The sequence below is a fragment of the Corallococcus sp. CA041A genome (assembly GCF_003612075.1).
Taxonomy (GTDB): domain Bacteria; phylum Myxococcota; class Myxococcia; order Myxococcales; family Myxococcaceae; genus Corallococcus; species Corallococcus exiguus.
Genome location: NZ_RAWF01000276.1, coordinates 1 through 12918, shown reverse-complemented (window position 1 = coordinate 12918; position 12918 = coordinate 1). Strand labels below are relative to the sequence as shown.

Below are 12918 nucleotides of genomic sequence, written 5' to 3'. Positions count from 1 at the left end.
CGGTGGGGGCGGCGGTGGTGGGGGCCTGCGTGAGGAGCGTGAAGAGCAGGGATTCCAGCAACATGGCGTGCGCCTCCGGAGCGGGCACCCGGGGCGCCCGCAGGGTCCATCTATCGCATCCGGACGGACCCCGGGGGACCGGCATTCACCGCTGTGTGGCTTTGACCAGACGCTTCCGCTGCTTCACGCCCAGCAGGTAGAAGCGCTCGCGCAGCTCCTGGGCCTCCTCGGGGGACAGGTCCCCGGAGCTCCCCAGGTGCTCGTCCCGCCAGGCGATCGCCCGGGTGATGCTGGCGGACGCCGCCGCGGAGATGTTCAGGCTCTGGCTGAAGCCCTTCATGGGCACCCAGAAGGTGCCGTCCACGCCGTTGAGCACGTCGTCGCTCACGCCGTAGCGCTCGTTGCCGAACACCATGGCGAACTTCGTGTCGAAGCGCAGGCTGTAGAGGCTGGTGGCCCCCTCGCGCAGCGCCGACGCGTAGAGGCTGAAGCCCCGCCCCTTCAGGTGCTCGCGGCACTCCGCGAACGTCTTGTAGAGGTGCACGTCCAACCACTTGTCGCAGCCCTGGGCCACCCGCAGGTTGGGGATGAAGGGCGCTTCCGGGTTGATGACGACGTGCACCTCCTGCACGCCCATGGACTCGCAGGTGCGCAGCACCGCGGCCATGTTGAAGTTGTCCTCCAGCCGGTCGAGCACCACCACGAAGTTGCGCGTGCGCTGGCTGACGACGCGGTCGATCTTCTCCTTCCGCACGTCGAGCAGGAACTGCTCCGGCTCGACGACGTCGCGCTCGAACTTCTCGTAGCGGGGGCCTCCACCAGCCATCGGCTCAGCGCCTCCCGCCGGACTTCTTCGCGGCGGCCTTCTTCACCGGCGCCTTGCGCGCGGCCTTCTTCGCCACGGGCTTGCGCGAGGACTTCTTGGCCGGAGCCTTCTTGGCCGGGGCCTTCTTCGCGGCGGCCTTCTTGGCCGGGGCCTTCTTCGCGGCGGCCTTCTTGGCCGGAGCCTTCTTCGCGGCGGCCTTCTTCGCCGGAGCCTTCTTCGCGGCGGCCTTCTTCGCCGGAGCCTTCTTCGCGGCGGCCTTCTTCGCCGGAGCCTTGGAGGCGGACCTCGTCGTCGGCATCTCGACGTGGATCTTGTCGGTGCGGCCGGTGAAGAGCACCTCCGCCACCGCGTCCATCAGCGCCTGCATGCCCTCGCCCGTGGCGCAGGACACCGGGTATACGCGGATGCCCCGGCGACGCAGCGCCTCCGTGAAGGGCCCCAGGCGGTCGCGGCCCTCCGTCAGGTCCTGCTTGTTGGCGGCCACCACCTGCGGCTTGCCCGCCAGCTCCGCGCTGTACTTCTTCAACTCCGCGTTGAGGATGTTGAAGTCGGCCAGCGGCTTGCGGCCCTCGCCCTCGGCGCCCATGTCGATGAGGTGCACCAGCACCTTGCACCGCTCCACGTGGCGCAGGAACTGGTGACCCAGGCCCACGCCCTCGCTGGCGCCCTCGATGATGCCGGGGATGTCCGCCATCACGAAGGACAGGCTGTCCTTGTACTGGACCATGCCCAGGTTCGGCACCAGCGTGGTGAACGGGTAGTCCGCCACCTTCGGCCGCGCCCGGCTCACCCGCGAGATGAACGTGCTCTTGCCCGCGTTGGGGAAGCCCAGCAGGCCCACGTCCGCCAGCAGCTTCAGCTCCAGCCGCAGGGTGATCTCCTCACCCTTTCCGCCGTCCTGCGCGAAGCGCGGCGTCTGGCGCGTGGAGGTGGCGAAGTTCATGTTGCCCAGGCCGCCCCGGCCGCCCTTGGCCGCCACGAACTGCTGGCCCGGGTCGCTCAGGTCCACCAGCAGCTCGCCCGTCTGCTCGTTGCGGATCAGCGTGCCCACCGGCACCTGGAGCACCATGTCCTCGGCGCCATGGCCGTTGCAGTCGCTGCCCATGCCGTGCTCGCCGTTCTTGGCACGGTGGTGCTGCTGGTAGCGGTAGTCCAGGAGCGTGGTCAGCTGCGGGTTCGACACGAACACCACGGAGCCGCCATTGCCGCCGTCCCCGCCGTTGGGGCCGCCGCGCTCGATGAACTTCTCACGCCGGAAGGCCACCGCCCCGTTCCCGCCGTCTCCCGCCTTCACATAGATGCGTACTTCGTCGACGAACTTCATGGGGCGAACGCCCTCCTGGAAAAACACAAAGCGGGCCGTCCTCGCATCCACCCGTTCCCAACGGGAACAGAAGGACCGGGAACGACCCGCTCGGTAAGCCGTGCCCTGGGTCGCCCCAGGGCCACTGACTAGGCGCTCGCCTGCTCGGCGGCGGCCGGGTACACGGACACCTTCTTCTTGTCGCGGCCGAGGCGCTCGTACTTCACCACGCCGTCCACCGTCGAGAAGAGGGTGAAGTCGCGACCGAGCTTCACGTTCGTGCCCGGGTGGATGACCGTACCGACCTGGCGCACGAGGATGCTGCCCGCCGAGATCGTCTCACCGCCGTACACCTTCACGCCACGGTACTGCGGGTTGGAATCACGCCCGTTGCGCGAAGAACCCTGACCTTTTTTATGGGCCATGACACCTGCTCCTTGAAGTTCGTGTGGGGAATGCCCGGAAAGGCGATTAGCCGGAGATCGAGGTGACCTTCACCTCGGTGTACGACTGGCGGTGACCACGGCGACGGGTCCAGCCTTCCTTCTCCTTCCGGAAGTGCAGGACGCGGCGGTGCTTGTCCTGCGCCAGCACCTTGCCCACGACCTTCGCGCCCGCCACCGTCGGCTGGCCCACCTTCGGGCTCTCAGAGCCGCCCAGCAGGAGGACCTCGGTGAACGAGACCTCAGCGCCGATATCACCGGAGATCTTCTCGATCCGGACAACGTCGCCCTCGGCGACGCGGTACTGCTTTCCGCCCGTGCGAATGACTGCGTACATCGTCGAACCCCTGTCAGCTTCGGGTTGGTTCAACCCATGGAATCCAACGCGCATTTCGGACGGAGGACCGGCCGGCGCGCTAAAAGACGGCGGGACTTACGAGAATCCTGGGGGGTAGTCAAGGCAGTTGGCGGATCAGCCCGCCTCCAGCCCCCTATTTGCTTTTGAATAGAATTCCCGGAATAAAGTCCACTGGACCGCAACGGAGCGCTCGCTAGGATGCGCGCCGCTTGCTTTCCACCTGTGCCTGTACCTCATCCCTGAGGGGGAGAACCATCATGAAGAAGATCCTGTTCGGTCTGGCCGCCATGGCTTCGCTCACGCTCACCGCCTGCGGTAGCGACTACTGCGATCGCAACGAGGACCTCGCCAAGGACCTGTCCTCCAAGTTCGAGGAGTGTGGCTTCGACACCAGCGCCACCCCGGACGAGCCGACGGACGCGGAGCGCGACGCCTGTAAGGAGGCCCTCGCGGACTGCTCCGACGACGACAAGGAGAAGCTGGACGCGGTCCTGGACTGCATCGACAGCGTCAAGAGCTGCTCCGACAAGTCCACCACCGAGCAGACCCGCATCCTCTCGGACCTCGTGGCCTGCTCCACGAAGGGCGGCACCGTGAGCGCGGCCTGCGCGGCCTCCATCAGCGCGGACTGATCGCCTCATCCCGCGGCGCTCGCCGCGGGCTTCAGGGCCCGGTTCCCTCCCCAGGGAATCGGGCTCTTTCATTTCGGGCACCCGGCAGGCGAGCCCCCAGCGCCCGGTCCACCACCCGGCGGCGCTGCTGGTACTCCCACTCCAGGGGGTCCAGCTCCAGTCCCCGCTCGTAGGACTCCAGGGCCCGCTGGAGCTGGCCGTCGCGCTCCAGCGCGTTGCCCGTGAGGAAGTGCACCCGCGCGGTGCCCACCGCCCGGGGCTGCTCGGCCAGGTACTCCCGGTGAAGCGCGTCCGTCTGGACCGCGGTGAGGCCCGCCTCCAGGCACCGCGCCACGCCCCGGGCATTGCCCAGCCGGGCGTCGTAGCGGGCCCGGCGCAACGGCATGCCCAGGGTGTCGCCCGCGTCCCTCACGCGGATCAGCATGGACTCCAGGCGCGAGCGCTGCCCGCGCGACAGGGGCCGCTGCCGCAGCGCGGACAGGGCGGCCCACAGCTCCCGCGCGCGCTCCCGCGCGGACTCCAGCTCCGCGTCCGGCGAGAGCCCCAGCACCGTGTAGTGGGTGCCCTCCCCCGCCAGCTGTCCGCGCCACATGGCCAGGACGCGCTCGGCCTCTGCGTCGTCCGGGAGCTCCCGGGGCGCGGGGAGCGGAGAGGCCGTGGCGCCCGCGAGGTGCTGCTCCACGCGGGCCTTCAGCGCGGCGGACGGCGCGACGAACTGCACGCCGAAGCCCGGGCGCATGCTCCAGGCCTGGGCCTGCTCGGGCGAGACGTGGCGCACCACCTCGCACGTGACGGACAGCGGCCCCGTGGACAGCGGCAGCACCACCTGGACCTGGGCGAACAGCGGGGGCAGCTCCCCCGTCGCGTGCAGGAACACGCCACCGCGCGACAGGTCCGACCCCGTGAAGACCCGGGGCTGCGCGCCCGGCTGCAGCACCACCTGCACGGGCACCGGGAGCGTCTTCCCCCCGGACGCGCCCGGCGGGGCCAGCGGAGGGGTGCGCCGGGGGCCGGTGACGGGAGTTCCCGGGGAGGCCCCTCCCTGCACGGGACGGGGACCGCCCACGGCCGCGCGCGGCGACGGGGGCCTCGTGGCGAGGGCCTGCTCCAACGCGGCCCGCAGCGCGAGCGCGTGGGGGAAGCGTTCCTCCGGCGTCTTCGCCAGCGCGCGCAGCACCACCGCCTCCAGCGCGGGTGGCACCGAAGGGCAGATGGAGCGAAGGGATGGGGGCGTGCGCGTCTGGTGCGCCACGAGCTGGGCGGTGAGCCCCTCGTCGGGGAAGGGCAGCCGCCCGGTGAGCAGCTGGTAGGCGATGACGCCCACCGCGTACAGGTCCGCGCGGCCGTCCAGGCGCCGGCTCAGGGACTGCTCCGGGGCCATGTACTCCGGCGTGCCCACGATGATGCCCGCCACCGTCTCCGGCATGCTCGCGTCCACCAGCTTCGCGATGCCGAAGTCGAGCACCTTCACGAACGGCATCCCCCGCCCGCGCTTCACCAGGAAGATGTTGTCCGGCTTCAGGTCGCGGTGGACGATGCCCCGCGCGTGCGCCGCATGCAGCGCGTCACACACCTGCATCAGCATGGGCACCACCGCCCCGGCCGACAGGGGCGTCCCCACCCACGCCGACAGGGGCGCCCCCTCCAGGAACTCCATGATGAGGTACGGCCGGGGCGCCGAGGCGTTGAGGTCGAAGATGCTGACGATGTTCTCGTGCCCGATGAGGTTCACCGCCCGGGCCTCGGCGTGGAAGCGCTGCACCAGCTCCGGGTAGCGCGTCAGGTGTTCGTGCAGCACCTTCACCGCCACGCGGCTGCCAATGGACACGTGCTCCGCCAGGTAGACGGACCCCATGCCTCCCCGGCCCACCCGGCGCACCAGCCGGAAGCTGCCCATCTGGGTCCCCACCAGCGGGTCCACCTCGTCCGCCACGGCCACGGCCGCCGGCGGCTCCACGGCCTTGCCCTGGCCGCCCCCCGCCTCCCGGACGAGCGTGTCGCACGACGTCCCCTCGCCATGTCCCCGCCCGCACGCTGAACACGTGCGCTCGTTCCTCGCGACTTCGGCCATACCGCGCCCCCCTGGCCAATTCCCTGCCCAATCTGCACATCCCGGAAGCCCGGCATCCACTGCCGCCAAGGGTGGGTGTCGCAAAGTGAGGAGGGTCCCCCGCCCTTGGGCCGGGGTGACGGTTGGGCGGCGGACTGCGACGTGTCAGGAAGGTGTCACGCGGATAGGATGCGCGCATGTCCCGCTCGGCCCGACGCATCCCCACCGTGAACCTGTCCCACTACCGCTCCGGCACTCCCGAGGAGCGGGCTCGCTTCGTCCAGGTGTTTGGCGACGCGCTCAAGGAGTTCGGCTTCGTGACCGTGGAGGGCCACGGCGTCGAGGACGCGCTCATCCGCCGCACGTACGCGGACGTGGAGCGCTTCTTCCAGCTGCCGGAGTCCACCAAGACGCGCTACGCGGTGCCGGAGCGTCCGGGGCAGCGGGGCTTCATGGCGTTCGGCCAGGAGCACGCGAAGAACCGCAAGGTGGGGGACCTGAAGGAGTTCTGGCACGTGGGCCGCGAGCTGCCCGTGGGCCACCCGTACCGCGACGACTACGGCGCCAACGTCTGGCCGGAGGAGGTGCCCACCTTCCGTGAGCACACGCTGACGCTCTACCGGGAGCTGGACGACGCGGCGACGGTGATGCTCCAGGCGTTGGCGGACTACCTGGGCATCGCGCGCAACACGTTCAGCGACATGACGGTGGACGGCAACTCCGTGCTGCGACTCATCCACTACCCGCCGCTGAAGGACCGCTTCATCCCGGGCGCGGTGCGCGCCGCGGAGCACGAGGACATCAACTTCATCACGCTCCTGTGCGAGGGCACGGCCGGCGGCCTGGAGCTGCTCACGCGCGACGGCGAGTGGATTCCGGTGGACACGCTGCGCGGGCAGATTGTCGTGGACTCGGGCGACATGCTCAGCCGGGTGATGAACGGCGTCATCCCGTCCACGACGCACCGGGTGGTGAACCCGCCCAGCACGGAGCAGGACACCGTGCGCTACTCGATGCCCTTCTTCGTGCACCCGTTCTCCGACTGCATCCTGAAGCCGCTGCCGCAGACGGAGACGCCGGACAACCCCGCGCGCCACCCGCCCATCACCGCGGACGCGTTCCTCAAGCAGCGCCTGCGCGAGCTGGGCTTCCTCAAGTAGCCCCCGCGCGGGTGAGCAACTCCGCCATGTGCACGCGGAAGTGGCGAGTCCCTTCCGCGCCATGGAGCCAGGGCCCCCGGCCCTTGAGCCACGAGGGCTGCCACGCACGGCCCGTCTCGTCCGTGAGGACGACACGGGTCAGCGGGGCCAGGCGCTGCTCGCCCCGGTAGTACAGCCGGTAGAGCTGGAGCAGCGTCTTGTCGTCGTAACACCCGCCGAACAGCACGTGCGTGTCACTGACGGCGATGGCGCGTGCGCCATGCACCGGGGAGGACCAGACCGTGGAGGGCTCTCCCGGCCTCATGCGCACGAGCGGGAAGTCCGTGTAGCTGTAGAACCAGGTCTCCCGCTCCGAAGCGACGTTGAGCGCGTAGCACTCCAGGATGCTCTGCCCCAGGCCGAGCGCCATCTGCACACCACTCTCCTGCCGCTGCCCCAGCGCATCGAAGCGCTCCAGGCCCTCGGCGCCGACGGGCGACCGTGACCCATCGCCGCCCCGGGTCAGGCTGCCGATGACGCCTTCGTCGAAGTAGCTGACCCAGACCTGTCCGTCGGACGTCGTCTGCACGTCCTCGATGCCGTCCCCCAGGGTCAGCTCCCGCAGCAATGTGCCTTCCGGCGAGTAGACGTGGGCGTTGCGTTCGTATCCCGTCTCCGAGTGGTAACGGCAACGCCCGTTCACGAGCAGCACCTCGCCATCGGGAAGCGGCTGGATGTAGTGGAAGTCCGGGGCACCGCGAGGCAGCGTGAAGCGCTCCCAGGTGTCCCAACCGTCCGCGAAGTGGAGGACCTCGTCGCCCTCACCTCCCGCGTCCGCGAGCCACCACACGGTGTTGTCGGGTGCCACGCCCAGGGCCTTCACGTTCCGTCCCGCGAGCGCCTCCGCCGCGTCGACGAACGGGTGCACTTCGACGTGGAGTGTCCTCTTCATGCGCATCACGGCCTCCGGGCACGGCCTCGACGGCGGCACTCCCGGAACCTGACGGTCCATCGCCGCGAGGCTCGCTCGGCATGGGGGTGGGTGCCATCCTCGGGACACCGTGACCACCTCCCTCGACCTGTTCGCCATCCAGCCACGCGTCACGCTCGACGACTATGCCTCGCAGGAGACGTTCGCCTCGCACCATCGGGCGCTCGCTGCACGGGCGGACGCGCTGCGTCCCCGGGACGCCTCGGGCCGGCCGTTGAACCCCGCGCTCGCTGTCTGGCCGGAGATGGTGGGCGCGGCGCTGGGACTGATGGGGCACCTGTCACGCGTGCGCCGCCGCAAGACGACGAACGGTGCCCTGACGCGCGTGGCTCTCGCGGAGTGGCTCGGCATGTTCCGCACGTGGAGCGCCTTCCATCCACCGACGATGGAGGAGTGTCTCTACGCCACGGTGGCGCCCCGCGTGCACCGCGCGATGTACGAGACCTTCTCCGGCATCGCGCGCGACTTCGGCCTGTGGGTGGTGGCCGGAAGCGCGCTGCTGCCCACGAACCGCCTGGGCCCGGACACCCCTGAGTACGAGCCCGCGGGAGCGCGCACCTTCAACACCAGCTACACGTTCTCACCGGACGGACACTGCGTGGCCGTCACGCGCAAGGTGAACCTGGTGCCCACGCAGGAAGACGTGCTGCACCTGAGCCCGGGCCGTCCGGAGGACCTGCCCGTGCTGGACACGCCGTTCGGGAAGCTGGGGACGCTCGTCTGCTACGACGGCTTCCACGAACCCCACACGTCCGGCGAACCCTATTTCGTGCCCTGCGCGCAGTACCTGGACGCGCTGGGCGTGGAGGTGCTCGCGCAGCCCTCCGCCAACGCCTGGAGCTGGGACGCGCCCTGGGCCTTTAACGCGCCCGGTGAGACGCAACTGCGCAGCGAGCAGTGGTTCAACGAGGGCCTCTTCACGCAGCTGCGCACCCTGAAGCGCGTGCGCTACGCGGTGAACCCGCAGCTCACCGGTGGCTTCTTCGACAACACCTTCGAGGCGCCCTCGCTCATCCTGGAGCGCCGGGGGCCGGACGACGTGCACGTGCTCGCCCGGTCCGCGGATCCACGCGGAGAGGACGTGCTCCACGTCACGGTGTCTCGCTAGCCAGCGGCACGAGCCGCGCGTCATCCTCCAGGACGAACTTGAGCGTGGGGCCACGCTCCTCCGGCTTCCATCCCAGGTCCCGCGCCATCACGATGACCCGCGCCACCAGGTCGGGGCCCACGTCGCGAGTCACGAGTCCGGTCATGTCGCCGTCGTCGACGTGGAGCCACGGATCATCGTGGCGGACACGGACGTGCAACGCCTGCCGGGTGGACTCGGCCCACACGACCGTGAGCAGCCGCCAGCCCGTTCCCTCCGGTGCGTCCCGCCGCCCCCGAAGGCTCCAGCGGTACGAGACACCGTTCACCGTCAGGAGCCGGGCCACGAGCGCCCTACTCGCCCAGCTTCTTCTTGAGCAGCTCGTTGACGAGGCCGGGGTTGCCCTTGCCCTTCATGGCCTTCATCACCTGGCCCACGAAGAAGCCGTACACGCTCTTCTTGCCGGCCTTGTACTTCTCCACCTCGCCCGCGTTCTTCGCGAGGATGTCGTCCACCACCGCCTCCACGGCGCCCACATCACTGACCTGCGCGAGCCCCTTCTCCGCGATGATGTCCGCGGGCTGGCGGCCCGTGCGGAACATCTCCCCGAGCACGTCCTTCCCCGCGTTCGCGGACACCGTGCCCTTCTCCACCGTGGCCAGCAGCTCGCCCAGCTGCGCCGGGGTGAAGCGCAGCGCGGAGATGGGCGTGCCCTCCTCCTTGAGCAGGCGGCTCAGCTCACCCAGGAACCAGTTGGAGAGCTTCTTCGCGTCGGAGACGTGCTTCGCGCAGGCCTCGAAGAAGTCCGCCAGCGGGCGCTCGGCGGTGAGGATGCGCGCGTCGTAGACCGGCAAGCCGTACTCGCTCATGAAGCGCGTGCGCTTCGCACGAGGCAATTCCGGCAGCGACTGCCGCTGCGAGTCCCGCAGCGCGTCCGACACGAGGAGCGGCGGCAGGTCCGGCTCCGGGAAGTAGCGGTAGTCGTGCGCGTCCTCCTTGGAGCGCATGGACCGGGTGACGCCCTTGTTCACGTCCCAGAGGCGCGTCTCCTGGTCCACCTTGCCGCCGGACTCGAGGACGTCCACCTGCCGCGCGGCCTCGTACTCGATGGCCTGCTTGAGGAAGCGGAACGAGTTGAGGTTCTTCAACTCACACCGCTGCCCGTACGTGGTGGAGCCCTTGGGCATCACCGACACGTTGGCGTCGCAGCGGAAGCTGCCTTCCTCCAGGTTGCCGTCGTTGACGCCCAGGTACACCAGCACGTCGCGCAGCACCTTGAGGTACTCCACCGCCTCGTCGGCATCGCGCAGGTCCGGCTCGCTGACGATCTCCATCAGCGGCACGCCCGCGCGGTTCAGGTCCACCAGGCTCTGCCCCGCGGACGCGGCCGCGTCGTGCACGCTCTTGCCCGCGTCCTCCTCCAGGTGGATGCGCCGCACGCGCACCGTCTTCTCACCCGAGGGCGTGTCGATGACCAGCTCGCCCCACTCGCAGATGGGCTGATCGTACTGGGTGATTTGATAGCCCTTGGGCAGGTCCGGATAGAAGTAGTTCTTCCGGCTCCACACGCTCGTGGCCTTCACCGTGCACCCGAGCGCCAGGCCCGTGCGCACCGCGTACTCCACCACGCGCTGGTTGAGCACCGGCAGCACGCCGGGCATGCCCAGGCACACCGGACAGGTGTGGTGGTTGGGCTCGGCGCCGAACGCGGTGGAGCAGCCGCAGAAGATTTTCGACTGCGTGAGCAGCTGCGCGTGGACCTCGAGGCCGATGACCGTCTGGAAGTCGCTCAGGGGCATGGCGGTGTCACCCTTGTGTCGCGCCCGCTAGACGGGGGCGGCGCGGCGGAAGAAGTCGTGCTCGCGCTCGAACGCGCGGGCGATGCGGAGCAGGCGGGCCTCGTCGAAGGGGCGCCCCAACAGCTGCATGCCGATGGGCAGCCCCGCCTGTGTGAAGCCGCACGGCACGGACAGGCCGGGCAGGCCCGCCAGGTTGCACGGCAGCGTGTAGACGTCCATCAGGTACATGGACAGCGGGTCGTCCACCTTCGCGCCCAGCTTGAACGCCGGCACCGGCGACGTGGGCGACACGATGGCGTCCACCTGCTGGAACACCTTCGTGAAGTCCTCGCGGATGAGCGTGCGGACCTTCTGCGCGCGCAGGTAGTACGCGTCGTAGTAGCCGGCGGACAGCGCGTAGGTGCCCAGCATGATGCGGCGCTTCACCTCCGCGCCGAAGCCCTGCCCCCGCGTCTGCGTGTACAGCTCCTTGAGCCCGCGCGCGTCCTTCGCCCGCTGCCCGTAGCGGATGCCGTCGTAGCGGGCCAGGTTGCTGGACGCTTCCGAAGAGGCCAGCAGGTAGTACGTCGCCAGCGCGTACTTCGTGTGCGGCAGGGACACGTCCACCAGCGTCGCGCCCAGCTTCTCCAGCTCCTCCAGCGACGCGCGCAGCGTGCCCGCCACCTCCGGGTCCATGCCCTCCGCGAAGTACTCGCGAGGCACGCCCAGCTTGAGGCCCCGCACCCCGTCCTCCAGCCCCGTGAGGCAGTCCGGCGTCTCCACGTCCGCGGAGGTGGAGTCCAGCGGATCATGCCGCGCGATGAGCTGGAAGAGCGCCGCGGTGTCCCCCACCGTGCGAGCCATGGGGCCCGGCTGATCCAACGACGAGGCGAAGGCGATGACGCCGTAGCGAGACACCCGTCCATACGTGGGCTTGAGCCCCACGGTGTTGGTGAGCGCCGCGGGCTGGCGGATGGAGCCGCCCGTGTCGGTGCCCAGCGCGCCGAACACCTCGCGCGCCGCCACCGCCGCCGCAGAGCCACCGGACGAACCGCCCGGCGTGCGCGTCAGGTCCCATGGGTTGTGGGTGGGGAAGTACGCGCTCGATTCGTTGGACGAGCCCATGGCGAACTCGTCCATGTTCAGCTTGCCCACGAGCGGCAAGCCCGCCTCTTTCAGCAGGCGCACCACGGTGGCGTCGTAGGGCGGGACGAAACCCTCCAGGACGCGCGAGGCGCAGGTGGTCTCCACGCCCTCCGTGAGGAAGATGTCCTTGAGGCCCACGGGCACGCCGTCCAGCGCGCTCAGCGGGCTGCCCGCCTTGCGGCGCGCGTCACTGGCCTCGGCGGACTTCAGCGCCCCGGGCTCGTCCACGCGCAGGAAGGCGCGCACCTTCGGGTCCACCTGGGCGATGCGCTGGAGGCTCGCCTGGGTGGCCTCCACGGAGGACACCTCGCGCGAAGCCAGCTTCGCCGCCAGCTCCAGCATCGACAGGTCGGTGAGCGACGACATGGCGGGCTACTCCAGGATCTTCGGGACCGCGAAGGCAGTGCCCACCTTCGCCGGAGCGTTGGCGAGCCCTGCTTCCGGGGGCAGTGACGGACGCAGCACGTCCTCGCGCAACAGCGAGGACGCGAGCGTCGCGTGGGAGGTGGGCTCCACCTGGCTTACGTCGAGCGCTTCCAGCTCCGCCACCGCGTCCAGGACCGCGGACAGCTGGGTGGCGTAGCGCTCCTCCTCTTGCGGCGTCAGCGACAGCCGCGCCAGGGTGGCCACGTGCCGGACCTGCTCGAGCGTGAGGGCCATGGTGAAGCCTCCTCCGGACTTCGCGGTGCTACGGGGACGGCGGCGTGCGCTTGAACAGGTTGAGGACGGCGTTCATCACCTTGCCGCTGCCCTCGTGGCCGTGCTGCTTGATGACCTGCTCCAGCTCGCCCGCGTCCAGCCAGACACCGTGGCAGTTGAAGCAGCTCTCCAGCTCCACGTCGCCCTGCTTCAGCGTCTGCAGGTCCATGCCGCACTTGGGACACTTCATGTAGTGCAGCTGCTTGAGCGACTCGCGCTGCTGGGCGGCCATCTCCTTGGACTGCTCAAGGGCCAGCTTGCGCTTGGCTTCAATCTCCTCGCGCGCGAAGTAGTCGTCTTCGTTGTGGGAGGGCTTGTCGGGGCTCAGGTCGGACATGGTCTCGGGTTCTCCTTGGCGGCAGGCACCATACCCTCTCGCCACGGGGACGCGCCCGAAATGTAGGCCTTGTTCCGCCTCCTCGGAGCCCCCTTGGACGCCTGCCGGAAAATTGACCCCGCCCCCTCC

Annotated in this window: 14 protein-coding genes; 3 read left to right on the top strand and 11 right to left on the bottom strand. The window is 69.6% G+C overall.

Going from position 1 to position 12918, the window contains the following annotated elements; genetic code table 11:
* Positions 1–145 precede the first annotated feature (145 nt).
* From D7V77_RS34550 to rplU, 4 genes are all read right to left on the bottom strand, one after another.
* Complete coding sequence (locus D7V77_RS34550) at positions 146–826, bottom strand: RNA methyltransferase (protein WP_120580527.1); 681 nt, start codon at positions 824–826, stop codon at positions 146–148.
* Between the two features lie 4 nt (positions 827–830).
* A complete protein-coding gene (gene obgE / locus D7V77_RS34545; RefSeq protein ID WP_120580526.1) occupies positions 831–2150 on the bottom strand; it encodes a GTPase ObgE in 1320 nt (439 codons plus the stop codon).
* Between the two features lie 128 nt (positions 2151–2278).
* On the bottom strand, positions 2279–2554 hold the full coding sequence (rpmA, locus tag D7V77_RS34540; protein ID WP_120536731.1) for a 50S ribosomal protein L27: 276 nt from the start codon (positions 2552–2554) through the stop codon (positions 2279–2281).
* Between the two features lie 46 nt (positions 2555–2600).
* Complete coding sequence (gene rplU / locus D7V77_RS34535; protein WP_120580525.1) at positions 2601–2909, bottom strand: 50S ribosomal protein L21; 309 nt, start codon at positions 2907–2909, stop codon at positions 2601–2603.
* A 278-nt stretch (positions 2910–3187) separates the two neighbouring features.
* Between rplU and D7V77_RS34530 the strand changes: the two genes are divergently transcribed.
* Positions 3188–3562 carry a hypothetical protein gene (locus D7V77_RS34530; protein ID WP_120580524.1) on the top strand — a complete coding sequence of 125 codons (375 nt, stop codon included), beginning with the start codon at positions 3188–3190 and terminating at the stop codon, positions 3560–3562.
* 31 nt (positions 3563–3593) lie between these two features.
* On the opposite strand, the gene D7V77_RS34525 is transcribed toward D7V77_RS34530, so the two are convergent.
* Positions 3594–5633, bottom strand: coding sequence for a serine/threonine-protein kinase (locus D7V77_RS34525; protein WP_169821991.1), 2040 nt, complete (start codon positions 5631–5633; stop codon positions 3594–3596).
* A 176-nt stretch (positions 5634–5809) separates the two neighbouring features.
* Between D7V77_RS34525 and D7V77_RS34520 the strand changes: the two genes are divergently transcribed.
* A complete protein-coding gene (locus D7V77_RS34520; RefSeq protein ID WP_120580523.1) occupies positions 5810–6772 on the top strand; it encodes an isopenicillin N synthase family oxygenase in 963 nt (320 codons plus the stop codon).
* On the opposite strand, the gene D7V77_RS34515 is transcribed toward D7V77_RS34520, so the two are convergent.
* Positions 6765–7703: a hypothetical protein gene (locus D7V77_RS34515; protein WP_147452252.1), complete on the bottom strand. Its 939-nt coding sequence runs from the start codon at positions 7701–7703 to the stop codon at positions 6765–6767. The two genes, D7V77_RS34520 and D7V77_RS34515, sit on opposite strands and share 8 nt — an antisense overlap.
* Positions 7704–7812: 109 nt before the next feature.
* On the opposite strand from D7V77_RS34515, the gene D7V77_RS34510 reads away from it, so the two are divergent.
* Positions 7813–8850 carry a carbon-nitrogen hydrolase family protein gene (locus D7V77_RS34510; protein WP_120580521.1) on the top strand — a complete coding sequence of 346 codons (1038 nt, stop codon included), beginning with the start codon at positions 7813–7815 and terminating at the stop codon, positions 8848–8850.
* On the opposite strand, the gene D7V77_RS34505 is transcribed toward D7V77_RS34510, so the two are convergent.
* The 5 genes from D7V77_RS34505 to D7V77_RS34485 are packed head-to-tail and all read right to left on the bottom strand — an operon-like array spanning position 8834 to position 12789.
* Positions 8834–9175: a hypothetical protein gene (locus D7V77_RS34505; RefSeq protein WP_120580520.1), complete on the bottom strand. Its 342-nt coding sequence runs from the start codon at positions 9173–9175 to the stop codon at positions 8834–8836. The two genes, D7V77_RS34510 and D7V77_RS34505, sit on opposite strands and share 17 nt — an antisense overlap.
* Before the next feature lie 7 nt (positions 9176–9182).
* The gene (gene gatB / locus D7V77_RS34500) at positions 9183–10628 is read right to left on the bottom strand and encodes an Asp-tRNA(Asn)/Glu-tRNA(Gln) amidotransferase subunit GatB (protein WP_120580519.1); all 1446 of its coding nucleotides are present in this window, start codon (positions 10626–10628) and stop codon (positions 9183–9185) included.
* Positions 10629–10655: 27 nt separating this feature from the next.
* Positions 10656–12119, bottom strand: coding sequence for an Asp-tRNA(Asn)/Glu-tRNA(Gln) amidotransferase subunit GatA (gene gatA, locus D7V77_RS34495; RefSeq protein WP_120580518.1), 1464 nt, complete (start codon positions 12117–12119; stop codon positions 10656–10658).
* A gap of 6 nt (positions 12120–12125) precedes the next feature.
* The gene (gene gatC / locus D7V77_RS34490; protein WP_120523770.1) at positions 12126–12413 is read right to left on the bottom strand and encodes an Asp-tRNA(Asn)/Glu-tRNA(Gln) amidotransferase subunit GatC; all 288 of its coding nucleotides are present in this window, start codon (positions 12411–12413) and stop codon (positions 12126–12128) included.
* Positions 12414–12441: 28 nt separating this feature from the next.
* Entirely contained in the window at positions 12442–12789 is a 348-nt protein-coding gene (locus tag D7V77_RS34485; protein WP_120580517.1) for a zf-TFIIB domain-containing protein, read from the bottom strand.
* Positions 12790–12918: the final 129 nt, after the last annotated feature.

Bases quoted from the DNA above. Each gene is read 5' to 3' on its own strand.
- gatA (WP_120580518.1), bottom strand. From the start codon at position 12,119: ATGTCGTCGCTCACCGACCTGTCGATGCTGGAGCTGGCGGCGAAGCTG.
- D7V77_RS34515 (WP_147452252.1), bottom strand. From the start codon at position 7,703: ATGAAGAGGACACTCCACGTCGAAGTGCACCCGTTCGTCGACGCGGCG.
- rpmA (WP_120536731.1), bottom strand. From the start codon at position 2,554: ATGGCCCATAAAAAAGGTCAGGGTTCTTCGCGCAACGGGCGTGATTCC.
- D7V77_RS34485 (WP_120580517.1), bottom strand. From the start codon at position 12,789: ATGTCCGACCTGAGCCCCGACAAGCCCTCCCACAACGAAGACGACTAC.
- D7V77_RS34520 (WP_120580523.1), top strand. From the start codon at position 5,810: ATGTCCCGCTCGGCCCGACGCATCCCCACCGTGAACCTGTCCCACTAC.
- gatB (WP_120580519.1), bottom strand. From the start codon at position 10,628: ATGCCCCTGAGCGACTTCCAGACGGTCATCGGCCTCGAGGTCCACGCG.
- gatC (WP_120523770.1), bottom strand. From the start codon at position 12,413: ATGGCCCTCACGCTCGAGCAGGTCCGGCACGTGGCCACCCTGGCGCGG.
- rplU (WP_120580525.1), bottom strand. From the start codon at position 2,909: ATGTACGCAGTCATTCGCACGGGCGGAAAGCAGTACCGCGTCGCCGAG.
- D7V77_RS34530 (WP_120580524.1), top strand. From the start codon at position 3,188: ATGAAGAAGATCCTGTTCGGTCTGGCCGCCATGGCTTCGCTCACGCTC.
- D7V77_RS34525 (WP_169821991.1), bottom strand. From the start codon at position 5,633: ATGGCCGAAGTCGCGAGGAACGAGCGCACGTGTTCAGCGTGCGGGCGG.
- obgE (WP_120580526.1), bottom strand. From the start codon at position 2,150: ATGAAGTTCGTCGACGAAGTACGCATCTATGTGAAGGCGGGAGACGGC.
- D7V77_RS34550 (WP_120580527.1), bottom strand. From the start codon at position 826: ATGGCTGGTGGAGGCCCCCGCTACGAGAAGTTCGAGCGCGACGTCGTC.